The organism is Bradyrhizobium ingae (assembly GCF_055791185.1).
Genome location: NZ_JBVUBB010000001.1, coordinates 429,331 through 452,115, shown reverse-complemented (window position 1 = coordinate 452,115; position 22,785 = coordinate 429,331). Strand labels below are relative to the sequence as shown.

The 22,785-nt window shown below is 62.8% G+C and carries 18 protein-coding genes; all 18 read right to left on the bottom strand.

All coding sequences use genetic code 11. The features are described from left to right. Positions 1-5 precede the first annotated feature (5 nt). Complete coding sequence (locus tag ACV1FX_RS02110) at positions 6-746, bottom strand: branched-chain amino acid ABC transporter ATP-binding protein (RefSeq protein ID WP_473115860.1); 741 nt, start codon at positions 744-746, stop codon at positions 6-8. Continuing rightward, the gene (locus tag ACV1FX_RS02105) at positions 739-1,509 is read right to left on the bottom strand and encodes an ABC transporter ATP-binding protein (RefSeq protein WP_473115859.1); all 771 of its coding nucleotides are present in this window, start codon (positions 1,507-1,509) and stop codon (positions 739-741) included. Before ACV1FX_RS02105 ends, ACV1FX_RS02110 begins: the two co-directional genes overlap by 8 nt. Beyond that, positions 1,506-2,492: a branched-chain amino acid ABC transporter permease gene (locus ACV1FX_RS02100; RefSeq protein ID WP_473115858.1), complete on the bottom strand. Its 987-nt coding sequence runs from the start codon at positions 2,490-2,492 to the stop codon at positions 1,506-1,508. Before ACV1FX_RS02100 ends, ACV1FX_RS02105 begins: the two co-directional genes overlap by 4 nt. Positions 2,493-2,534: 42 nt before the next feature. Then, complete coding sequence (locus ACV1FX_RS02095) at positions 2,535-3,407, bottom strand: branched-chain amino acid ABC transporter permease (RefSeq protein WP_473115857.1); 873 nt, start codon at positions 3,405-3,407, stop codon at positions 2,535-2,537. Positions 3,408-3,430: 23 nt separating this feature from the next. Further along, positions 3,431-4,615 carry an ABC transporter substrate-binding protein gene (locus tag ACV1FX_RS02090; protein WP_473115856.1) on the bottom strand — a complete coding sequence of 395 codons (1,185 nt, stop codon included), beginning with the start codon at positions 4,613-4,615 and terminating at the stop codon, positions 3,431-3,433. Between the two features lie 858 nt (positions 4,616-5,473). Continuing rightward, a complete protein-coding gene (locus ACV1FX_RS02085; RefSeq protein WP_473115855.1) occupies positions 5,474-7,192 on the bottom strand; it encodes a PHA/PHB synthase family protein in 1,719 nt (572 codons plus the stop codon). Positions 7,193-7,327: 135 nt separating this feature from the next. Next, positions 7,328-8,704 (bottom strand): sigma-54-dependent transcriptional regulator, encoded by a 1,377-nt coding sequence (locus tag ACV1FX_RS02080; protein ID WP_473115854.1) that lies wholly within the window; start codon positions 8,702-8,704, stop codon positions 7,328-7,330. Then, positions 8,694-10,367, bottom strand: a complete 1,674-nt coding sequence (locus ACV1FX_RS02075; RefSeq protein ID WP_473115853.1) for a sensor histidine kinase — start codon at positions 10,365-10,367, stop codon at positions 8,694-8,696. Before ACV1FX_RS02075 ends, ACV1FX_RS02080 begins: the two co-directional genes overlap by 11 nt. Positions 10,368-10,581: 214 nt before the next feature. Then, positions 10,582-11,586: a cytochrome d ubiquinol oxidase subunit II gene (locus ACV1FX_RS02070; RefSeq protein ID WP_473115852.1), complete on the bottom strand. Its 1,005-nt coding sequence runs from the start codon at positions 11,584-11,586 to the stop codon at positions 10,582-10,584. Further along, positions 11,583-12,974 (bottom strand): cytochrome ubiquinol oxidase subunit I, encoded by a 1,392-nt coding sequence (locus ACV1FX_RS02065; RefSeq protein ID WP_473115851.1) that lies wholly within the window; start codon positions 12,972-12,974, stop codon positions 11,583-11,585. Before ACV1FX_RS02065 ends, ACV1FX_RS02070 begins: the two co-directional genes overlap by 4 nt. 51 nt (positions 12,975-13,025) lie before the next feature. Further along, a complete protein-coding gene (locus ACV1FX_RS02060; RefSeq protein ID WP_473115980.1) occupies positions 13,026-14,348 on the bottom strand; it encodes an NAD(P)/FAD-dependent oxidoreductase in 1,323 nt (440 codons plus the stop codon). Positions 14,349-14,398: 50 nt separating this feature from the next. Continuing rightward, the gene (locus ACV1FX_RS02055) at positions 14,399-16,675 is read right to left on the bottom strand and encodes an NADP-dependent malic enzyme (protein WP_473115850.1); all 2,277 of its coding nucleotides are present in this window, start codon (positions 16,673-16,675) and stop codon (positions 14,399-14,401) included. A 68-nt stretch (positions 16,676-16,743) separates the two neighbouring features. Beyond that, positions 16,744-17,169, bottom strand: coding sequence for a TIGR01841 family phasin (gene phaP, locus ACV1FX_RS02050; protein WP_473115849.1), 426 nt, complete (start codon positions 17,167-17,169; stop codon positions 16,744-16,746). A gap of 33 nt (positions 17,170-17,202) precedes the next feature. Beyond that, a complete protein-coding gene (locus tag ACV1FX_RS02045) occupies positions 17,203-17,583 on the bottom strand; it encodes an acyl-CoA thioesterase (RefSeq protein ID WP_473115848.1) in 381 nt (126 codons plus the stop codon). A 9-nt stretch (positions 17,584-17,592) separates the two neighbouring features. Continuing rightward, positions 17,593-18,318, bottom strand: a complete 726-nt coding sequence (phbB, locus tag ACV1FX_RS02040) for an acetoacetyl-CoA reductase (RefSeq protein WP_473115847.1) — start codon at positions 18,316-18,318, stop codon at positions 17,593-17,595. 114 nt (positions 18,319-18,432) lie between these two features. Then, the gene (locus ACV1FX_RS02035; RefSeq protein WP_473115846.1) at positions 18,433-19,605 is read right to left on the bottom strand and encodes an acetyl-CoA C-acetyltransferase; all 1,173 of its coding nucleotides are present in this window, start codon (positions 19,603-19,605) and stop codon (positions 18,433-18,435) included. 44 nt (positions 19,606-19,649) lie between these two features. Then, positions 19,650-20,993, bottom strand: coding sequence for a dicarboxylate/amino acid:cation symporter (locus tag ACV1FX_RS02030; protein WP_473115845.1), 1,344 nt, complete (start codon positions 20,991-20,993; stop codon positions 19,650-19,652). Between the two features lie 41 nt (positions 20,994-21,034). Further along, a complete protein-coding gene (lpdA, locus tag ACV1FX_RS02025; RefSeq protein WP_473115844.1) occupies positions 21,035-22,777 on the bottom strand; it encodes a dihydrolipoyl dehydrogenase in 1,743 nt (580 codons plus the stop codon). Positions 22,778-22,785: the final 8 nt, after the last annotated feature.

Below are 22,785 nucleotides of genomic sequence, written 5' to 3'. Positions count from 1 at the left end.
TGACGTCAGTGTTCGACGTCGGTTTCGCCGCGCATGCGGCCGGTCAGGAACAACTCGCCCAACTCGTCATGCGTGATATCCGCGGGCCGACCGTCCCAGATCACCTTGCCGAGGCGCAGGATGACGGCGCGTTGGGCGACCGCCATGGCCTTCTTGGTGTTCTGCTCGACGAGCAGAATGGTCTGCCCGGCGGCATTGATGCGCAACAGCTCGTCGAAGACGATGCCGATGGCCGTGGGAGAAAGGCCGACCGAGGGCTCGTCGACCAGCAGGATCTTGGGTCGCTGCAGCACCGCCATCGCCACCTCGAGCAATTGCTGCTCGCCGCCGGACATGTTTCCCGCCAGCGTATTGCGGCGCGTCTTCAGGATCGGAAAGAGGTCGTAGACATAATCCCGCTCCGCCTTCACTTTGGCATCGCGCAAAGTGTAGGCGGCCATCTGGAGATTCTCGTCGACCGTCATGACCGGAAAATTGCAGCGCCCCTGTGGGACCCAGGAAATGCCCTCGGCCAGGATCGCGCGGGACTTGAAGGCGCTGATGTCCTTGCCCCGCCAGTTGATGCTGCCTCCTTTGACGGTGGTCATGCCATAGAGCGTCTTGAGCAGTGTCGATTTGCCTGCGCCGTTCGGGCCCATTAGGGCGACGAACTGCCCCTGGGGCACGTCGAGATCGACGCCATTGAGGATGTCGAGCGAGCCATAGCCCGCGCGCAGTCCCTTGATCGAGAGAGAGGGTTCAGCCACCGAGATAGGCCTCCCGTACTGCCTGGTTCCGGACAATCTCGTCGGGCGTTCCCTCCGCGAGCTTGCGTCCCTGATCGAGCACGACCACGCGCTTGCAGAGGCTCGTGACCACGTCGATGTTGTGCTCGATGATCAGAAAGCTGACGCCGAATGACGTGTTGGCAAGCCGGATGCTGTCGACGACGCGTTCGATGAGCTTGGGGTTGATGCCGGCCATCGGCTCGTCAAGCAGGATCAGCTTCGGCTCCGGCATCAGCATCGAGGCGAACTGGATCAGCTTCTGCTGGCCGCCCGACAGCTTGCCGGCGGGCTGAAAACGCACGTCCCACAGACCCGCGATCTTGATCAACTCGCGGGCCCGCTCCCGCAGTGCCGCGACCCGGTTGCGCGCCGCCGCACCGATCCCGAACGTCGACAGAATACCGGGAAAGGTGAACATCTGGCCCGCGATGACCAGGTTTTCCTCGATATCAAGGGCGCTGAACACGACCGTCTTCTGGAACGAACGCAGCATGCGGCCTTCGCGCGCGATGTCGTTCAGGGACCAGCCGGTGATGTCCTGGCCATCCAGCTTCACCGCTCCCGCGTTGGGCTTCGCAAGTCCCGTCACACAATCGAAGAACGTCGACTTGCCCGAGCCGTTCGGGCCGATCAGGCCGCAGATCTCGCCGCGCTCGACGTGGAGATCGACCGCGTCCACCGCGCGGACCGCACCGTAGGATTTGCAGAGGCCGGAGATGTCGAGGATGGGAAGGCCGGTCATTTACGCCTCTCCAGGAACGACCAGAAGCGGCCGATGAGGGGCGCGAAGCCGCTCGGGAACCAGAACACGAGACCGAGCAGGAAGAAGCCGTAAGCGATCATGCGCAGCTCGGGCGCAACGCGGAGGGCTTCGGTGAGGCCGACGAACAGCAGGCTGCCGAAGATAACGCCCGAAATGGTCCCTGCCCCTCCCCCGAGAACGATGATCAGCATCGTGGTCGAATAATACATCTGGAAAGTGAGTGGGCTGACCACGGTGAGGTAATGTGCATAGAGGCTGCCACCGAAGCCGGCAAAGGCGGCGCTGATCATGAAGACCAGCAGCTTGTAGTGCCACGTCGGGATGCCGACGGATTCTGCCAGGGTCTCGTTCTCGCGAATGGCGATCATATTCCGGCCCGCCGGCGACCGGACAATGAGGTAGACAATCAGTGTCGCGATCGCAGCGATAGCGAGGACCAGATAGTAAAAACCCACTGTCCCCGAGACCGTGAACGAGGCCGGGCCCAGCGCGAAGTAAGGTTTTGGAATGGCGGCGAGGCCCATGTCGCCCCGCGTCAGACTGATCCAGTTCTTGGCGATGGCCTGGCCGATGATGACGAAGCCGAGCGTACACATCACGAAGGACGTAGCGCGCAGCCTCAATGCGGGAACGCCGAGCGGCAGCGCGATGGCGCCGGCGGCGATCCCGGCCGCCGGGAAGTTCACATAGAACGGCGTGCCGAAATGCACCGCCAGCAGCGCGGACGCATAGGCGCCGATGCCGAAGAACGCCGCCTGCGCGAGCGATAAGAGCCCGGTATAGCCGAGCAGCAGGTTAAGTCCGTGCGCGGGCAGCAGGAAGATCAGCGCGATGATCAGCGCATGCAGCGGATAGTTCCCGAGGAAGAGCGGCGCGATGCATGCGAGGGCGATCAGCGCGACACCGAACGGAAGTCGAAGATCCCGCGCCGTCACTGGCAATGGGAGTTCGGCTGGTGTCATGTTGGGCCCTCGCACGATCTCGGACAACTGCGACTACCTCGGTTAAAAGCGTGCCTGGGCGGAGAACAGCCCGTGCGGACGCCACATCAAGACGAGCATCAGGGTCGCAAACCCCACGGTGTCGCGGAATTGCAGGCCGACATAGGTCGCGACCAGACTTTCCGCGATACCCAGGATCATCGCCGCGATGAACGTGCCGCGGACATTGCCAAGGCCGCCCATGATGATGATGGGCAGCGTCTTGAACGTGATGAGCTCACCCATGCCGCCGTAGACGCTGACATTCACCGGCGCGGTCAGCACGCCTGAGAGAGCCGCAAGGGAGGCGCCGATAATGAACGTCCACAGCGCAATGTGGCGAACATCGATGCCGACGACGGCGCAGCACTCGATGTTCTGCGACACCGCACGCATCGCCTTCCCCATGCGGCTATAGGTGACCATCAATTCGAGGCCGATGAACACGACGAGGCCAACGAGCAGGATCAGGATTCGCTGTTCGGCCAGCGTGAATCCGAAGATGCTCACGGGCTCGATATAGCCGCCCGAGAAGAACTTGTAGCTGCCGCCAAAGAGGAGAATGGTCGTGTTCTGGAGGATCAGCGCGACACCGAGTGTCGCAAGGACGCCGGCTTCGGCCGGCGCCCCCACGATCCGTTGCATCACGAAGTTGCCGACGACGACCGCGATCAATGCAGTCGCCACCACACCGATCACCACCGCCACCGGATATGGCAAATCGAAATAGTCGATGGCGAACCATGCCCCGAAGGTACCGAGCATGTAGTATTCGCCATGGGCGAAGTTGATCGCCCGCAGGACGCCGAAGATCATCGTCATGCCGACGGCAACGATCGCATAAACCGATCCGGAGACGATGCCGTTAATGACCTGCTCGACGACCGTGTAGAACATGCGCCTGACCGTTCCGTTTGGGCCTACTTGGGATAGTCGATCTCGCCCGTAAAGGTGCCCTTGATGACGGGCTTGCCCTTCTCGATCTCCAGCAGAATCATGGGCAAGCGCGCCTGGTTATGGTCATCGAAGGTCACCTCTCCGACCGCGCTCTCATAGTGAATTGCCGAGAGTGCAGCCCGGACCTTCTCGCGGTCAATGCTGTTGGCCTGCTCGATCGCCTTGGCCAGCAGATGCACCGTCTCCCAGTGCACGTAGGCATGATTGTTCGGCGCCTCGCCGTACTCGGCGATGAATTTTTCGACGAAGGCCTTGCTTTTCGGGGAATCGTACGCCGGAAGCCAGGCCGCCGCCTCGATCGCCCCTTCGAGCGCCTTCGGCGCCGCCTTGATCGTGCTTGCCGTATTGAACTCGGCATTCCCGATCAGTGGAATCTTGCCGGCGATCCCGCCTTCGATCATCTGGCGTCCGACGATGGGCGTCGTATCTGCGTTGCCATACATGATGATGGCCTGCGCGCCGGAATCGCGGATCTTGGAAAGCACGCTGCGGAAATCGACTTCACCTTCCTTATAGTAGTCCTCGGTCAGGATCTGGCTGTTGAAGCGAGGCAGGTACTTCTTGGTGAAGGCGATCGCCGCGCGCCCGTAATCGGTGTCGACCGAGAGGACGGCGTATTTCGTAAAGCCCTTCTTCTCGGCGGCATACTGCAGCACGATCAGCGCACGGTTCTCGTCCGTCGGATAATTGCGGAAGGTCCATTTGAAGCCACCGACGCCCGCCTTGTAGGTGATCATCGGGTTCGACGAAGCCGCGTTGAGGAGAAGGACGCCCGCGTCCTCGGCGACCGGCTGCATCGCCAGCGTAACCGAGCTGGAAACGTCGCCGATGATGTAGTCGACCTGGTCCTGATCGATCAGACGCCGGGTCGCCGAAACACCTTCGACCGGTGTTCCCTGGCTGTCCGCCGGCAGGACCTTGATTTTGCGCCCGCCCGCGCCTCCGGCTGCGTTGATCTCTTTCGCCGCCATCTCTGCGCCGCGCAGCGAAAACGCGCCGTATCGCGCATTCGGACCACTCATCGGCGCAACAAGGCCGAGCTTGACCGTGCCGTCTTCGCTTCGCGCGAACGCACCGGAGGAAATGGCCTGAAGGCCAATCAGGGCGGTTCCGATGCAAAATCCCCGCCGGCTCACGTCAATCGTCATTTCCCCGCTCCGCTGCTGCCAAGATTTGTGCATCTGCTAAGTCCGCCGCGTTTTTGATCTTGCGCTTAGAATTTTTTGCTTCGGCCGACGGTAAAAAATAGATTTACGCCCGCGTGTGGGGGAAGCACGACTGCGGTCTGCCGCCATAGCGATTTTTTATGGCGACGGCGCGCCTGGCCCATTCGGTTTGCCGCACTCAAGATAGAGCTTGTGGCGCGACCCAGCACTGGGACGGCCTCGGACGAACTCACCTATCTGCTTACTCGATACATCGTCCCAAGTGCGTTTTCGCACGGCACTGCGCAGCATTTCACGTAAGGGCTAGTCGCCTGTCTTCTTCGAAGGTCGCGCAGACTTCCGCTCTACCCGAGTGACGTCCAAGTCAGATCAAGCGCGCAGACATGGCGCTAACAAATGTCCGCTTGAATCAGATTGTCCCTGTGCTCGCTGCCCACCGCGCCTTTCGTCTTGCGCGTGCCGGCAAGCGTCGCTTCCGTGCCCTGGCCAAAAAATCGTAGATCGGCATTACGCCGACCAATGATGCCCCTACCCACGTCGGGAAGCCCTGCTGGCATTGGCTGTTATGAGATTTTTCTTGATCTCCCGGTGCACACGCCGCCCACTAACTGTTTGAGAAACTTAAACTCTCGCTCCAATCCATCATGGGCAAGCTTGAGCCAGCTCCGGCAAGCGATATCCGACTAGAGACAATAGAAAAGTTCTTAAACGGGCTTCGCTTCCAATTCCCAGATCCGAGCGACCATAGCATGTCTTGAACGTGCTCGTCACTGAAGCCGAGCGATCCCGGATGCCATTCCCACTCGAGTCCGTAAGGCAGCCAGCTTGCAGGCTCGACCTTCAGTTCGCCTTCGCCTTCACGTACCGGCCGGGCGCCGGTTCGCCACGCGGGTAGAGGTTACTTCCGAGCTGCGCGCGCGCCGGTAGCTGCTCTCCCGACTGCGGCTTGAGCCAGCCGATCCAGTCGTTCCACCAGCTGCCCGGCTTCTCTTCCGCACCCGCCAGCCATGTTGCCGGATCCTCGCATCGCTCGTCCGAAACCCAATAGCTCCGCTTGTTCTTCGATGCCGGGTTGATTACGCCGGCAATGTGTCCGCTCGCGCCGAGGACGAAGCGCGTATCGCCCCCGAACAAGCCTGTCGTCCGGTAGGCGGATCGCCATGGCACAATGTGGTCCTCGACGGTTGCCAGGACATAGGCCGGTAAATCGACCTGCCCCAAATCGACAGGCGTGCCGCACATCATCAACTTGCCGGGCTCGCGGAGATTGTTCTCCAGATACATATTGCGGATATACCAGCAATACATCGGGCCAGGCAGATTGGTTACGTCTGCGTTCCAGAACAGGAGATCGAAGCGCTCGGGCGGCTTTCCCTTCAAATAATGGTTGATCACATTCGGCCATATCAATTCTTTCGAACGCAGGGTCTGGAAGACGAATCCCAGCTCCGCGCCGCGGTAGATGCCACCATTTCCGATCGTCAATTCGCGCTGTCGCACGCTCTCTTCGTCCACGAACACGCCGAGATCGCCCGGCTCGCGGAAATCGAGCATGGTGGTCAGCAGGGTGACGCTGGCGACCTTTTCGTCGCCGCGAGTCCGCAGGATCGCGAGCGCCGACGACAGGATAGTGCCTCCGACACACCAGCCGACAACATTGATCTTGTCGGCTCCCGCGATCGATTGGACGATCTCGATAGCGCGCATCGCACCGTGCTCGACATAGTCGTCCCAGCCAAAATGCCCGCAGGACGCGTCGGGATTGCGCCAGGACACCACGAACACGGTCTGGCCGTGCTCAACGGCAAACCGGACGAAGGAATTGGCCGGCTGCAGGTCCAGGATGTAGAACTTGTTGATGCACGGCGGCACGATCAACAGGGGCCGTGCGGCCACCTGCTCGGTTGCCGGCTCGTACTGAATGAGCTGAAACAGCTCGTTCTCGAACACGATCGCGCCTTTGGACGTCGCGACGTTCTTGCCGACCTCGAATGCGGTCTCGTCCGTGATCGTCAAATTGCCCTTGCCCAGATCCGCCACCAGATTGTCCAGGCCGGTCTTGAGGCTCTGACCATCGGTATCGGTCGCAAGCTTGATCACATCCGGATTGGTGCCGATAAAATTGGTCGGGCTCATCGCTTCGACGAGTTGGCGCGTGAAGAAGCGCAGCCGATTTTTTCCCTTTTCGTCCATATCCAGGGCTTCGACGAAGGCGGTGCAGTAGCGCGAATTCAACAAATAGGATTGCTTCAACAGGCTGTAGAGCGGAGTCTCCCGCCACTCCGTGCTGCTGAACCTGCGGTCGCCGCGCACCGGTTCGACGCCCCCATTGCCCTGCCCTCCTGCCGCGGATGTCATGAAGTGCTCCGTGAGTTGGTACAGGCCCTTCAGATAGTCGGCCTGCAACTCGACGATTCGTCCCGACGACGCCAGAGACGGGGTTATCGCCGCGCCGTCGCGTTCATCGCTTGTCGGCCATCCCAGCGATCGCCACAGGCTCGCGCCCGCCTTCGCGAACGCGTCGACGAACTCATCAGGCATATTGAATGGCCGATCCATTGGACTTCCCTCACTCTGCACCCAGGATGATGTATTGCGTTTCGACCGGGGGCGGCTTCTATTCGGCGCCCTCTTCATTCTTCGCCGTGCGCATGCCACATCTGCCTGCCTGCATGGCACCGTCGCTTCGAAACGTCAGTTTCCCGCGCGAACGACCGAGCCCTCGCGGATGCCGTCGACGTTCACGGCGAGACGCTTGATCTTGTCGTACAAGGTCTGCTTCGGGATGCCCAAGAGCGTCGCGGTTGCCTGCACGTCGCCCTGCTTGCGCCGCAGCGCATCCTCGATGATCGATCGCTCGATGTTCTCGAGCTGTCGCGGCAACGACGGATCCGACGTGCCAAACCCGGATTTGTTGATGGCCTTGCCGTCGAGGACACCCAGCACGAAGCGGTCGGCGACGTTGCGCAGCTCGCGTACATTGCCGGGCCAGGAATAGGCCAGCAGAGCGGACATCGTCTGCTCGTCCAAGATCGGCGCATCACGCTCGAACCGCCTGGCGGCGTCCAGCGTGAAATGCTCGAACAACAGGGGAATGTCTTCGCGGCGCTCGCGAAGCGGGGGCAGCTCGATGAAAGCGACACCGAGGCGGTAATAGAGATCGGCACGAAACAGCTTCTTTTCGCTCAGCTCCAACAAGTTCGTCTTGCTCGCGGCGACCACCCGGCAATCCACCGAGATCGGCTTGTTGGTTCCGACGCGCTCGATCGACCGGTCCTGCAACGAGCGGAGCAACTTCACCTGAACGCTCAGCGGCATGCTTTCGATTTCGTCGAGGAACAGCGTTCCGCCATTGGCATACTCGATCTTGCCAATGCGCTGGCGGGTGGCTCCGGTGAAGGCTCCGACTTCGTGGCCGAACAGCTCGCTCTCGACCAGCGACTCCGGCAGGCCGCCGCAATTGACGGCGACGTAGTTGCCGGCGCGCCGCCCGCTGTGATTGTGCAGGCAACGCGCGACCACGTCCTTGCCGGTGCCGGTCTCGCCGTAGATCGTCACGTCCACATTGGTCGAGGCCAGGGTGGAGACCAGCCTGCGCACTTCCTGGATCTGCGGCGACCGGCCGAGCAGGCTCGCCTCGATTCCCTGGCGATCCGACAGCGCGGACCGCAGCGAGCGAACCTCAAGAGTGAGGCGCCGCTTCTCGGCCGCCCGCCGTACGACGGATACGAGTTGCTCCGACGAGCACGGCTTCTCGATGAAGTCGTAGGCACCGTTTCGCATCGCCTGCACGGCCATCGAGATATCGCCGTGTCCGGTGATCAGGATCACGGGCAGGTCCGGATCCAGCCTGCGCAGATCGGCCTGCCAATCAAGCCCGCTCTTGCCGCGCAGCCGCACGTCGCAGACCACGACAAAGGGCATGTCGGCGCGCACGGATGCGTTGGCGGTCTCGACCGAGGCAAAGCCTGCGACCGAGAACCCCGCAAGCTCGAGGGCCTGAACGCCGCCGATGCGGACATCCTCGTCGTCCTCGACGTAAATCACGCCAATGGATTGGTCATCGCCCATGCGACGTCGCCTCTGTCATCTCGGCCAATGGAAGGGTCACGACAAATTCGGCGCCATCAGGAAGATTTCGCCCATGCAATTCGCCGCCAAAAGAACGCGCGATGTGGTTGGACAGCATCAGGCCAAGACCGAGGCCCTTGCCCGCCGGCTTGGTCGTCACGAATGGCTCGAACATGCGCCTGAGGACATCGGGGGCGATCGCGGGCCCGCTATTGCTGATCGCGATGCGGCAGCGAGCAGCGTGCCCCTCCTCCCTGGCCGCCCCAATCACAATCGACTTTCGTTCGGCGCCCTCGACGGCATCCAGCGCATTCGCCACGATGTTGCATAGCAATTGCTCGAGCCTCGTCTGGTCGGCAACGACGCTGAGGTCGGCCTCGATCGTCGTGGCGACGCGAACGCCGCTCTCCTTGATGCGCGCGGCGAATATCTTGAGCGTCTCGCTCATGGCTTGTTCAACCGATGTCGCGCCAAGGGGGCTGCTAGACTTGTAGGCGAAAACCCTGAGCTGGCCGGTCAGCCGCCCGAGCCGGCGTACCAGCTCGCCGATCCGGGTGAGGTTGCTGCGGGCATCGGCGATCGACCCGCGATCGACGAGCAGAACAGCGTTGTCGGCAGCAGTCTGCAGCGCAGCCAAGGGCTGATTCAGTTCATGCACAATTCCAGCCGACATCTGTCCGAGGGCGGCCAGCTTGCCGGCATGGACCAGCTCATCCTGCGCCGCGCGTAGCTCGGCGGTTCGTTCCTGCACCCTGGTCTCGAGCATGTCGTGCGCCGCCTGCAACGCGGCCTGATTGGCCAGCCGTTGCCTGATCGCTCTGCGCCGCTGCACCACGAGCCCCAGCGCCAGCAAGGCAGCGACGGAGGCAAGCCCCGACAGCGTGCAGATAATCAGCGCGGTCTGCCGGATCGGCGCCTCGTCATCAAGGAGGACGAGCTTCCAGAGGCCCCGATTGATCGGAAGCTCGCTGACCGTATAGGCCGTTCCGTTCCCGGTCGCGACGCGCGCGCTACCGTCTTCCGGCCGAGCGACGACGGTCCAATCGAGTGGTGTCAGATTGTAGTCCGCATAAGGCTTGGACCGCGCAATATCGTCGAGCATCTCGAGCGACAGCGGCGCCATCGGGCGATAGCGCCACGCGTCGCGGGAGGCGAGTATCGTCACGCCCCGTTGGTCGACGAGAAGTGCATCGCCGGCAAGATCGCGCCATCCGCGTTCGAACGAATCCAGATTGATCTTGACGGTTGCGATCCCCTTGGTGACTCCGCCGTCCTTCAGGGCATAGGACAGATAATAGCCGGCGCGCGCACTGGTGATGCCAACACCGAAAAACGCACCCCGGCCGCGCGCAAGGGCCTCGCTCACATAGGGACGATATGAAAGATTGCGGCCGACCGGCGTACCGGGATCCTCGAAGTCGGCCGCGGCCAAGGCTTCGCCGGAGACGCTCAGAACGTAAAGATTGTCAGCCCCAGCAAGCAGATTGATCGACTTCAGGTACAGGCTGACCGATTGTTGCAGCGCGGGATCGGCGGGAGCGCCAAGCAACTTGAAGACGCTTGGCGAGGTCTCGAGCAGCGACGGCAAATATTCAAATCGGGAGAGATAACCGTCGAGCCTGGCAGCCTCCACCGCAAGCCGCTGCTGGGCGGCAACGTGCAAATGGTCAAGTCCCCGCTGGAACGCCAGGGCGTATCCGAGCCACGAAGCGGCTGTAACCAAGGCGAGAGCCGCTATTCCGCGAACAAGCCAACGCATGGAGCTGGACGCAGCCGAACCGACTTCAGACCTCCCTTTGATGGTCACCGGGAATGGAATCTCCGTCATCTTGCGAACCAGGACCAACCGAGGAGCGTCGGCCATGGCAAACGATGGCTCACGCATAGTCCAACTCTATGGTTTTGCCCCGGAATACGCGATAGGAAAATCCAGTATAGGCGACGATGACGGGCAGCGTGAGACAGACCCCGATCAGGATGATCCTGAGCGAATCCGGGCTGCTGGCAGCCTCCCATACCGTGAGCCTGTCGATCACCACGAAGGGATAGATGCTGTAGCTGAGGCCGAGAAAGCTCAGCAGGAAGACCAGCACGAGCAAGGCAAACGGCAACCAGCAGAGCGCGCCGCGCACGGCGGACGAGCCGAGCACCACGCGCACGGTCACGAGCGCGATCCCCGCGGTTACCGGAATCGATGCCACGGCAATGATTGCCGGCAAGGTGAACCAGCGCGCACGAACGGTCTCGCTGATCCACGGCGTTGCCATCGAAATCAGGATCAGGCCGAGGACCATCGGCGGCCAGGCGATCTTGCTCCACGCAATCGCCTTGCCTTGCAGCGCGCCATCCGTCTTCATCACCAGCCACGTGGCGCCGAGCAACGCGTAGGCCATCGGCAGCGCGACCGCGATGGCCCCGGCAAAGATCGGATAATTCCAGCCCTGGCCAAAACCGCTGATATAGCGGCCAAGCATCCATCCCTGACAGACGGAGGCAAGCATTGAGCCCGCGATGAACAGGCGGTCCCACATCACCTTCCGGCTGGCTTTGGCCTTGACCCTGAAATCGAAGGCTGCGCCGCGCAAGATCAGTCCGACCAGCATGAGCGTGGTCGGCAGGTACAGTTCCGACAGCACCAGCCCGTGCGCCTTGGGGAAGGCAATCAGGAGTAGGCCAACACCAAGCACGAGCCAAGTCTCGTTGGCGTCCCAGAACGGACCGATCGATGCGACCATCGTATCCCGCTCCTCGGGCGTCGCCCGGTGCATCAGCATGCCGACCCCGAGATCGTATCCGTCGCTCACGACGTAGACGAGCAGCGACACCCCCATCAGCCCGATGAAGATCAGCGGCAGCAGCTCGTCGAATGACATCGAGGTCATGCGAATTCTCCCTCGCGCTGATATGGCTTCGGCTCCCCCGGCACGGCGGCCGACGTACTTGCGTACGGCTTCTTATCGGCGGTCTCGGCGAGGTATTTGAGCACGCCGATATAGGCCGCGAGCAGCGCCAGATAGAGCGCGACATAGACGGAGAGGGTCACCGCGATGCTCGACGAAGGCACCCGGGAAGCGACATCAGCGGTTCGAACGAGACCGGACACGATGAAGGGCTGGCGGCCGATTTCCGTGACATACCATCCGGCTATGGTCGCCACCCAGCCGGCGAAGGTCATGACCGCGAACATCCGCAGCATCGGCCGCGGCACTCTGGCGAAATCCCAGCCATCGCGCCAATGCCACCACAGGCCGACCCAGCTGACGAGAAGCATCAATATGCCGGTGCCCACCATGATCCGAAACGACCAGAACAAGGGCAGGACCGGCGGATGAGCCGAGGGAAACTCGTTCAGCCCCTTGAGCTCCCCGTCCGAATCGTGCCGTAGAATCAGGCTCGCGAGCTTCGGCACCGCCAGCTCGAAATGGTTCGTTCTCGCCGCGTCATCGGGGATGGCGAACAGCAGGAGCGGCGCGCCTCGCGTGGTTTCCCAAATGCCCTCGACCGCCGCGATCTTCTGCGGCTGATGCTTGAGCGTATTGAGCCCGTGGAAATCGCCCGCCACCATCTGTGCCGGCGCCGCCAGCGCGGCCAGGATCAGCCCGGTGCGCAGCACGCGTGACGCACTGGTGGTCGCGACGCCTTTCAGCAGCTGCCAGGCGCTGATCCCGATTAACAGGAATGCGCAGGTCAGCACGGATGCGAGCACCATATGGACCAGGCGATACGGGAACGAGGGATTGAAGACGATCTCCAGCCAGCTGCGCGCATGAAACTGCCCGTTGACGATCTCGTAACCGGCAGGCGTCTGCATCCACGAATTGAGAGCCAGGATCCAGAAGGCGCTCATCAGCGTGCCGAACGCGACCAGGATGGTCGCACCGAGGTGAACGATCTCGCCGACGCGCCGATGGCCGAACAGCATGACGCCGAGGAAGCCCGCCTCCAGGAAGAACGCGGTCAACACCTCATAGCCGAGTAGCGGGCCGGCGATATTGCCGACGCGCTCCATGTAGCCCGGCCAGTTGGTTCCGAACTGGAAGCTCATGGTGACGCCGCTGACGACACCGAGCGCGAATGTCAGGGCGAACACCTTCGTCCACTGACGGTAGGCGCGGAGCCAGTCGCGCTTCTGCTGCGGATCGGTCGCGCGCAGGTACTTGAACCTGAAGAACAGGAGCATCCAGCCGAGCGCGATCGAAATCGACGGGAACAGAATATGGAAGGTTATGTTGGCGGCGAATTGCATGCGCGCAAGGAACACGGCGTCCATCAACATCCCTCCCCGTCCCAGGCAACATCTCGTAATTGGCTCAAAAGCGTGTCAATGCAGCTTCACATGCGGCTCGGTGCGCCGGGTGATCAGACGGGCCAGCGTATCGAGCACGACCTTGGTCGAACCATGCAGCGCATGTTCGTGCATCTTGTAGAGCGACAGGTACATCATCCGTGCGAACATGCCTTCGAACACCAGACTGCCGCCAACAAGCGCCCCCATCATCGAGCCGACCGTGCTGAATTCGCCGAGCGATACCAGCGATCCGAAGTCCCGGTAGCGATAGTCTTTCAGCGGCTCGCCCCGAAGATAGCGCGGGATCTGCGAATAGAGATGGGACGCTTGCTGATGCGCCGCCTGCGCGCGCGGCGGGACGCTGCCGCGCTCGCCCCATGCGCAGGCCGAGCAATCGCCGATGGCAAAGATGCCGTCGTCCCGCGTCGTCTGCAATGTCGGCCGCACCACCAGCTGATTGATGCGATTGGTCTCGAGGCCGGCGATATCCTTCAGGAAGTCTGGCGCCTTGACCCCAGCCGCCCAGACGATCAGTTCGGCGGGGATGGTCCGGCCGTCTGTCAGGCTCACGCGGTCGGAACCAACCTCGGAGACTTTGGCGCCGGTCAGCACATTGACCCCGAGCCTGGCGAGCAGCTTCTCCGTCTCCTTCGAGACCCGTTCGGGCAGAGCAGGAAGCACTCGATCGGCGGCTTCGATCAAGGTGATCCTGATGTCCTTGTGCGGATCGACCTGGTCGAGGCCATACGCCACCACCTCCCGCGTCGTCCTGTGGAGCTCGGCGGCCAGCTCGACACCGGTGGCCCCGGCACCGATGATCGCGACCTTCAGCTGGTGCATTGCCAGCGGCGCCGATTGGGCATGGGCGCGAATGCAGGCGGTGACCATACGCTCGTGGAACCGCCGCGCATCGAGCTGCGATTCCAGCTTGATCGCATGATCGGCGACGCCGCGCGTGCCGAAATCGTTGTTCTGGCTTCCGACGGCCATCACGAGGACGTCATAGTCGAAGGCCCGTTTCGGAGTGACCTCCCGGCCTTCGGAATCGAGATAGGGCGCGACCAGGACCTGGCGCTTGTCACGGTCGATCCCGATCATCTCGCCGATGCGGTAGCGGAAGCCGTGCCAATAGGACTGCGCGAGATAATCGACCTCGTGAGCCGAGATATCCATGCTGCCGGCTGCGATCTCGTGCAGCTTCGGCTTCCACACATGGGTACGGTTTCGCTCGATCAGCGTGACGTCGAGCTTGCCCTTGCGTCCGTATTTGTCGCCGAGGCGCGTCGCAAGCTCCAGTCCGCCGGCTCCGCCGCCGACGATCACAATCCGGGGTCTTTCCAATTGCGACTTGCCCATGATGGCCTCGACCAAGCGCGCTCACAACGCGTCTACGAATATCCTCCGGATCAGGCCCGCTCGGACACCGCATCCGCGACAGCGACCGCCGCCATGTTCACGATGCGCCGCACGGTGGACGATGGCGTCAGGATGTGGGCCGGCTTCGCCGCGCCGAGCAAGATGCCGCCGACCGTCAGTCCCTGCCCCGCCGCCATTCTGAGCAGATTGTAGGAGATGTTGGCGGCGTCGAGATTCGGCATCACCAGCACGTTCGCCGGTCCCTCGAAGCCGGACTCCGGAAACTCGTGGTGCAAAACCGACGGCGACAAGGCGGCGTCGCCGCGCATCTCGCCTTCGACGGCAAGATCGGGGGATCGCGCGAGAATGATCGCCCGCGCTTCCCGCATCTTGTGCGCCTCCGGAACCGCGGAGCTTCCGAAGCTCGAATGCGACAGCAACGCCACCCGCGGGGTAATCCCAAAGCGCCTCACCTCCGCCGCAGCCATCAGTGCGATGTCGGCGATCTGTTCGGCGGTCGGATTGAGATTGCAATGGGTGTCGCAGATGAAAAGCTGATGCTGCTGCAGGATCAGCATCTGCATCACGGCGAGCGTGCGCACGCCCTCGCGCGGTCCAATCACGTTGCGGATCGCCGCCAAGTGATCGGACGTTCTGCCGATGACCCCGCACAGCATCGCATCGCCGAGCCCTCTTTCGAGCAGGATCGCGGCGAGCACGCTCGCGTTGCTGCGCGTCTCCGAGAGCGCCAACGCGGATGACACGCCGTCGCGCTTCCTGCGCCCGTGATAGACATCTGCGCACTTTGAGTAGACCTCGGAATCGTGCGGATCGATGATCTCGCAGTCGGCCCCCGGCTTGAGACGGAGTCCGAAGGACTTGATCCGCTCCTCGATGGTCGAGGGACGGCCGACCAGCAACGGCCTGGCGATCCGCTCATCGACGACCACCTGCGCCGCGCGCAGGATGCGCTCGTCTTCACCCTCGGCCAGCAGCAGCGACTTGCCGCTTCCCTTCGCCACCGAGAACACCGGCTGCATCGCATTGCCGGAATGGTAGACGAACCGGCTGAGCTGCTGGCGATAGGCTTCCATGTCCGCGATCGGGCGCTTGGCGACGCCGCTGTCGGCCGCGGCCTTGGCAACCGCGGGCGCCACGACCTCGATCAGCCTGGGGTCGAGCGGCTTTGGAATGAGATAGCTGCGGCCAAAGCGAAGATCCTCTCCCTTGTAAGCAACGGCGACCACCTCAGGCACTTCCGCCATCGCCAGATCCGCCAGCGCCCGCACCGTCGCGAGCTTCATCTCCTCATTGATGGTCGTCGCACCGCAATCGAGCGCGCCTCTGAAGATGAACGGGAAGCAGAGGACGTTGTTGATCTGGTTGGGATAGTCGGACCGCCCCGTACCGATGATCGCATCCGGGCGAACCGCAAGCGCGTCTTCCGGCATGATCTCGGGAATCGGGTTGGCCATGGCAAAGATCAGGGGGTCCCGCGCCATCCGTTTGACCATGTCCTGGGTCAGCACATTACCAGCCGACAGGCCGAGAAAGATATCGGCATCCTGGATGATCTCGTCGAGCTTTCGCGCCTCGGTTTTCACCGCATAGCGCGCCTTGTTGTCGTCCATGCCGTCCGTGCGGCCGGCATAGACCACGCCTTTCGCGTCGGTGACGATGATACGATCCTGCGGCAGGCCGAGGCTGACGATGAGATCGAGACAAGCGAGCGCAGCAGCGCCTGCGCCAGAGCAGACCAGCTTGACCTTGGCGATATCCTTCTTGACCAGCTTCAATCCGTTGAGAATGGCCGCCGCCGCGATGATCGCGGTGCCGTGCTGGTCGTCATGGAAGACCGGAATCTTCATGCGCTTGCGGAGCTGTTGTTCGATGTAGAAGCATTCCGGCGCCTTGATGTCTTCCAGGTTGATGCCGCCGAAGGTCGGCTCCATCCTGGCGATGGTTTCGATCAGGGCGTCGGGATCCTCCTCGGCGAGCTCGATGTCGAACACATCGATGCCGGCGAACTTCTTGAACAGGCACGCCTTGCCCTCCATGACGGGCTTGCCCGCCAGAGCCCCGATATTGCCGAGCCCGAGCACGGCCGTGCCGTTGGTGACGACGGCGACCAGGTTGCTGCGCGCGGTCAGCTGGTCCGCCTGCAGCGGGTCCTTGGCGATGACGAGGCAGGGCTCCGCGACGCCGGGCGAGTAAGCCAGCGACAGATCGCGTTGCGTCGCCATCGCCGTGGTCGGCACCACCGAGATCTTTCCCGGCCTTGGCAGGCGATGATATTCGAGCGCAGCTTCCCTCAGATCCTGGTCCATCGTATTCCCCGTTCTTACGCTTGTTCGATGGGCGGATACGCCCTGTTGCCCCTCGCAGCCGGTCGACTTCAGGCGCTGCCGCCGCGCGCACGCAATGCGGCCATTCCTTCATCGAAGCGGCGCCGCAAGATGTCGATCGTCTGCTTCTGCTGCTCGGTTGCGGTCTCGGCGAGCTGGCGCATGTTGGCGAGCGCCGTCTCAAATCCCTGCCGCGCGATCTCGGCGCGTCGTCCCGCAGCAGCCTCGTTGCCCGCCTCGGCGGCGATCGCCGTCATCGTTTCTCGGAAGACCTCGGCTTGCCGCGCCATCAGGTTTCGCCAGCTCTCATAGGCCGAGCGGTTGACCTCGATCAGGGCGTCAATGTTCTTCTTCTCCATCTCCAGCAACGCCTTCATATCGACGCCGCTGATCTGGCAGGATTCGATGAGCTTCGCGAAGTCAAGACCCGGCAGACCCCAATCGGTCGTCCCTGCCTTCGGTTTTTCGTCGGTCATGTCCCTCTCCATCGTTGGTCGTCACGGCTCGTCTCAACCGGTCGGGATCGGCGCGGGTCGTCCCTCGGCATCCAGCGCGACGAAGGTGAAGATGCCCTCCGTCACCTTCACACGCTCGCCCAGGCGCCTGCGCAGCGCCCAGGCCTCCAGGCGGATCGCCAGCGACGTGCGCCCGACGCGCTCGGGCGAGGCGTAAACGCACAGGACGTCCCCGACATGGACCGGCTTGATGAAATGCATCGCCTCGATCGCCACCGTCGCAACACGCCCTTGCGCCCGCTGGCCGGCATGGATTCCGCCCGCGATGTCCATCTGCGAGAGCACCCAGCCGCCGAAGATATCGCCGCTCGGATTTGCGTCCGCCGGCATGGCGAGCGTTCGTGTCGTGAGATCCCCTCGTGGCTGGCTCGACATGGCGGCGGCTCACACCATGTGCTGGCCGCCATTCGCCGATATCGTCGAGCCCGTGATGAAGCCGGCGTCGTCGGATGCCAGGAACACGACGACGCGCGCGATCTCCTGGGGCTCGCCCAGGCGGCCGACCGGGATCTGCGGCAGGATGTTCTTGGCGACCACCTCCGGGTTGATCGCCTTGACCATCTCGGTCGCGATATAGCCCGGGCAGATCGTGTTGACGGTGATCCCGGCACGCGCGCCTTCCTGGGCCAGCGCTTTCACGAAGCCGATGTCACCCGCCTTGGCCGCGGAATAGTTGACCTGGCCCATCTGCCCCTTCTGGCCGTTGATCGAGGAGATGCAGATCACCCGGCCGAACTTGCGCTCACGCATGCCTTCCCATACGGGCCGAGTCATGTTGAACAGCGAGTTCAGATTGGTGTTGATGACGGCGTACCATTGCTCCGGCGTCATCTTGTGGAACATGCCGTCCTTGGTGATGCCGGCATTGTTGACCAGCACGTCCACCGGACCGAGGTCCGCTTCAACCTGTTTCAGGCCTGCGGCGCAGGCCTCATAGCTCGACACGTCCCATTTGTAGACGCTGATGCCGGTCTCGGCCTTGAATTTGGCGGCCGCTTCGTCGTTGCCGGCGTAGCTCGCGGCCACCTTGTAGCCGGCCGCTTTGAGCGCAACCGAGATTGCTTCGCCTATGCCGCGCGTTCCGCCGGTCACCACCGCAACTCTGGACATCATCCCCTCCTGATTGGTTCATGTTGTATTTGCCGGCTTCAAGGAGCCTTCGCCGTTCGCGGACGGCCGGTGGTCGTCCGCGTCTCGTTCCAGCCGAATGGATCGGCCGTCGGCCTAGCGCTCGACCGTCAGGGCGACGCCCATGCCGCCGCCGATGCACAGCGTGGCGAGGCCCTTCCTGGCGTTGCGCTTCTGCATCTCGAACAGTAGCGTCGTCAGCACCCGCGCGCCGGAGGCGCCAATGGGATGGCCGATGGCAATCGCGCCGCCGTTGACGTTCACGATTGACGGATCCCAGCCCATGTCCTTGTTGACTGCGATCGCCTGCGCCGCGAAGGCTTCGTTGGCCTCAACGAGATCGAGGTCCTTGACCTTCCAGCCAGCCTTCTCGAGCGCTTTTCGGGACGCAGGAATAGGCCCTGAGCCCATCACGGCGGGATCGACGCCCGCGGTCGCCCAGGAGACGATCCTGGCAAGCGGAGTGAGACCGCGCTTGCTCGCCTCGTCGGCGCTCATCAACACGAGGGCCGCCGCACCATCGTTGAGGCCGGAGGCATTGCCGGCGGTCACCGAGCCTTCCTTGTTGAAGGCCGGCTTCAGCTTGGCGAGCGCGTCCTGCGTCGTGCCGGGACGGATGTATTCGTCCTGATCGACGACGATGTCGCCCTTCCGGGTCTTGACGGTGACCGGAACGATCTCGTCCTTGAAGCGGCCGGCCTTCTGCGCGTCCTCGGCCTTGTTCTGCGAGCTGGCGGCGAACGCATCCTGCTCTTCCCGGGTGATCTGCCATTTGGCGGCGATGTTCTCGGCGGTGACACCCATGTGATAACCGTGGAACGCATCCATCAGGCCGTCCTTCAGCATGGAGTCGATGAACTTGACGTCGCCCATCTTGGTGCCATTGCGCAGCTGCGACAAATGCGGCGCCATCGACATGGATTCCATGCCGCCCGCGACGATGACCTTGGCATCGCCATTGGCGATCTGTTGCAGGCCGAGCGCGACCGAGCGCAGACCCGAGCCGCAGAGCTGGTTCATGCCCCACGCGGTCTTCTCCTGCGGAATGCCGGCAGCCATCGCGGCCTGCCGCGCCGGATTCTGCCCCTCGCCGCCGGCGAGGACCTGTCCGAGAATGACCTCGTCGACCTCCTCCGGCGCGACTTTGGCGCGCGCGAGGGCACCCTTGATCGCCACTGCCCCAAGTTCATGAGCGGTCAAGGAGCCGAACGCTCCGTTGAAGGAGCCAACCGGCGTCCGAGCCGCAGAAACAATTACCACATCCGTCATGATCAACTCCCGATTCCTCTGATTTGATGTGCACTGCGCCGCTGTCAGAGACCTCGCCCCTCCGTGACGGCGGTCTCGAAGTCGGTTAGATCAATCTCCCGTTCGAGCCCCGCGCGCAGCATGTCGCGGTCGAGCTCGCCTTCCCACCACGCCACCACCACGCAGGCAACGCCGTTGCCGCAGAGATTGGTGAGCGCCCGGCATTCGCTCATGAACTTGTCGATGCCGAGAACGATCGCCATGCCGGGGAGCAGTTCGGGCCTGACGGCGGCGAGCGTGCCAGCCAGCGTGATAAATCCCGCGCCCGTGATGCCCGAAGCGCCTTTCGAGGTCAGCATCGCCACGACGAGGATCGTCATCTGCTCGCCGAAGGAGAGCTCGACATTCATCGCCTGGGCGATGAAGAGCGTCGCCAGGGTCATGTAGATGTTGGTGCCGTCGAGGTTGAAGGAATAGCCGGTCGGCACCACCAGTCCGACGACGGACTTGGAACAGCCGAGTTTCTCCAGCTTCTCCATCATCTGCGGCAGTGCGCTCTCCGAGGACGAGGTACCGAGCACGATCAGCAGCTCGTCCTTGATGTATTTGAGGAACTTGAGGATCGAGAAGCCAGCAATGCGAGCGACGATGCCGAGCCCAACGACCACAAACAGAAACGCCGTGAGATAGAAAGTCGCGATCAGACCCGCCAGATTGCCAAGCGCCTGTGGACCGTAGCGACCGATCGTGTAGGCCATCGCGCCGAAGGCTCCGATCGGCGCGACCTTGACCACGATCGAGATGACGCCGAACATCGCATGAGCGACGTCGTCCACGAACGACCGGACCGTATGAGCCCGCTCGCCAAGCCCCATCAGCGCAAAGCCGAACAGGATGGCAAACAGCAGGACCTGCAGGATTTCGCCCTGGGCGAATGCCCCGACGACGGTGTCCGGAATGACGTGCAGAACGAAGTCCACCGACTTCATCTCGCTCGCCTGTTTCGCGTAGCCGGCGACGGCAGCGGCGTTCGACTGCCCCTGGAAACCCGAACCCGGGCGCAGCACGTTGGCGACGATCAGGCCCAGCGCCAGCGCAAAGGTCGAGACGACTTCGAAGTAGATCAACGCCTTGACGGCGACCCGGCCGACCTTCTTCACTTCGGAAATATGGGCGATGCCGGAGACCACCGTGCAGAAGATGATCGGCGCGATGGCCATCTTGATGAGCTTGACGAAGCCGTCACCCATCGCCTTGATCCAGTCATTCTTGCCGAGATCAGGCCAGAGCCAGCCGACCATGACGCCGAGCACGATCGCCGCGAGCACCTGGACATAGAGAACCCGGTAGAACGGCTTCTTCTGCGTCGCGATCGTCGCTCCGGACGTCGCCGTGGTGGCTACAGACATTGTTTCTCCTCCTCGCTGCACGCCGCGTACGACAGACGACGCTATTTCTTCTTCTGGGGCGGCAGATCGGTGCAGTGGCCTTCAAACACCTCTGCAGCCATGCCGATGGATTCGCCGAGCGTCGGATGTGGATGAATGGTCTTGCCGATATCGGCCGGCTCACATCCCATCTCGATTGCAAGGCAGATCTCGCTGATGAGATCGCCGGCGTGCGTCCCGACGATTCCGCCGCCGATGACGCGGTGGGTCGTCGTGTCGAACAGCAGCTTCGTGAAACCCTCGTCGCGGCCGTTGGCGATGGCGCGGCCGGATGCGGCCCACGGGAACACCGACTTGCCGAACTTGATGCCTTCGGCCTTGCACTGGTCCTCCGTCTTGCCGGCCCAGGCGACTTCGGGATCGGTGTAGGCGACGGACGGAATCTGGCGGACGTCGAAATAAGACTTTTCGCCGTGCGCGACCTCGGCGGCGACGTGGCCTTCGTGGACCGCCTTGTGGGCCAGCATCGGCTGTCCCACGATGTCTCCGATCGCATGGATGTGCGGCACGTTGGTGCGCATCTGCCGGTCGACATTGATGAAGCCGCGGTCGGTCACCGCGATGCCAGCCTTCTCAGCCCCGATCTTCTTGCCGTTCGGGCTTCGGCCGACAGCCACCAGGACGAGGTCATAGAGCTGCGGCCCGGCAGGGGCCTGCTCCCCTTCGAAGCTCACTTCGATACCGGCATCGGTTGCCTTCGCGCCGACCGTCTTGGTCTTCAGCATGATCTTGTCGAAGCGGCGCGCGTTCATCTTCTCCCAGACCTTGACCAGGTCACGGTCGGCTCCCTGCATCAACCCATCGAGCATTTCGACGACGTCGATGCGCGCGCCAAGCGTCGAATAGACCGTGGCCATTTCGAGCCCGATAATGCCGCCGCCGATCACCAGCATGCGCTTGGGGATCGACCTCAGAAGCAGCGCACCTGTCGAATCGACGATGCGAGGATCTTCAGGAAGGAAAGGCAGCTTCACGGCCTGGCTGCCCGCAGCGATGATGGCCTTGGCGAACTTGACCGTCTTCTTTCCCGCCGCGGTGACCACTTCAACGTGATGTGGATTGAGGAACGTACCGACGCCGGTCACGACCTCGACCTTGCGGGCCTTCGCTATGCCGGCAAGGCCGCCGGTCAGCTTCTTGATGACGCCATCCTTGAATCCTCGCAACTTGTCGAGATCGACCTGCGGCGCACCGAAGGTGATGCCATGGTCGGGCAGATGCTTGACCTCGTCGATTACGGACGCCGTGTGCAGCAGCGCCTTGCTCGGAATGCAGCCGACGTTGAGACAGACGCCGCCGAGCGTGTCGTAACGCTCGACCAGCACGGTTTTCATGCCGAGATCGGCGGCGCGGAAGGCGGCGGAGTAGCCGCCGGGGCCCGCACCCAGCACCAGCATGTCGCATTCGAGATCCGCCTTGCCCGAATGGGACGCGGCGGCGGGTGCGGCGGTTGGCGCCGTTGCGGCTGGCGGCGATGCCGGGGCCGGCGTTGCGGCAGCCGCCGCTCCCGCCGTCTCCAGCATGAGGATGACAGATCCCTCGCTGACCTTGTCGTCGACCTTGACCTTGATGTCCTTGACGACACCGGCATGCGAGGACGGAATCTCCATCGACGCCTTGTCGGACTCGACCATGATGAGGCTGGTGTCGACGGCGACGGTCTCGCCGGCCTTCACCATCACCTCGATGACAGCGACGTCCTTGAAGTCGCCGATATCGGGAACCTTGACTGCGATCTGAGCCATACTGCGCT

Bases quoted from the DNA above. Each gene is read 5' to 3' on its own strand.
- ACV1FX_RS02085 (WP_473115855.1), bottom strand. From the start codon at position 7,192: ATGGATCGGCCATTCAATATGCCTGATGAGTTCGTCGACGCGTTCGCG.
- ACV1FX_RS02030 (WP_473115845.1), bottom strand. From the start codon at position 20,993: ATGTCTGTAGCCACCACGGCGACGTCCGGAGCGACGATCGCGACGCAG.
- ACV1FX_RS02095 (WP_473115857.1), bottom strand. From the start codon at position 3,407: ATGTTCTACACGGTCGTCGAGCAGGTCATTAACGGCATCGTCTCCGGA.
- ACV1FX_RS02065 (WP_473115851.1), bottom strand. From the start codon at position 12,974: ATGGACGCCGTGTTCCTTGCGCGCATGCAATTCGCCGCCAACATAACC.
- ACV1FX_RS02105 (WP_473115859.1), bottom strand. From the start codon at position 1,509: ATGACCGGCCTTCCCATCCTCGACATCTCCGGCCTCTGCAAATCCTAC.
- phaP (WP_473115849.1), bottom strand. From the start codon at position 17,169: ATGACCGACGAAAAACCGAAGGCAGGGACGACCGATTGGGGTCTGCCG.
- ACV1FX_RS02060 (WP_473115980.1), bottom strand. From the start codon at position 14,348: ATGGGCAAGTCGCAATTGGAAAGACCCCGGATTGTGATCGTCGGCGGC.
- lpdA (WP_473115844.1), bottom strand. From the start codon at position 22,777: ATGGCTCAGATCGCAGTCAAGGTTCCCGATATCGGCGACTTCAAGGAC.
- ACV1FX_RS02090 (WP_473115856.1), bottom strand. From the start codon at position 4,615: ATGACGATTGACGTGAGCCGGCGGGGATTTTGCATCGGAACCGCCCTG.
- ACV1FX_RS02100 (WP_473115858.1), bottom strand. From the start codon at position 2,492: ATGACACCAGCCGAACTCCCATTGCCAGTGACGGCGCGGGATCTTCGA.
- ACV1FX_RS02055 (WP_473115850.1), bottom strand. From the start codon at position 16,675: ATGGACCAGGATCTGAGGGAAGCTGCGCTCGAATATCATCGCCTGCCA.
- phbB (WP_473115847.1), bottom strand. From the start codon at position 18,318: ATGTCCAGAGTTGCGGTGGTGACCGGCGGAACGCGCGGCATAGGCGAA.
- ACV1FX_RS02070 (WP_473115852.1), bottom strand. From the start codon at position 11,586: ATGACCTCGATGTCATTCGACGAGCTGCTGCCGCTGATCTTCATCGGG.
- ACV1FX_RS02035 (WP_473115846.1), bottom strand. From the start codon at position 19,605: ATGACGGATGTGGTAATTGTTTCTGCGGCTCGGACGCCGGTTGGCTCC.
- ACV1FX_RS02080 (WP_473115854.1), bottom strand. From the start codon at position 8,704: ATGGGCGATGACCAATCCATTGGCGTGATTTACGTCGAGGACGACGAG.
- ACV1FX_RS02045 (WP_473115848.1), bottom strand. From the start codon at position 17,583: ATGTCGAGCCAGCCACGAGGGGATCTCACGACACGAACGCTCGCCATG.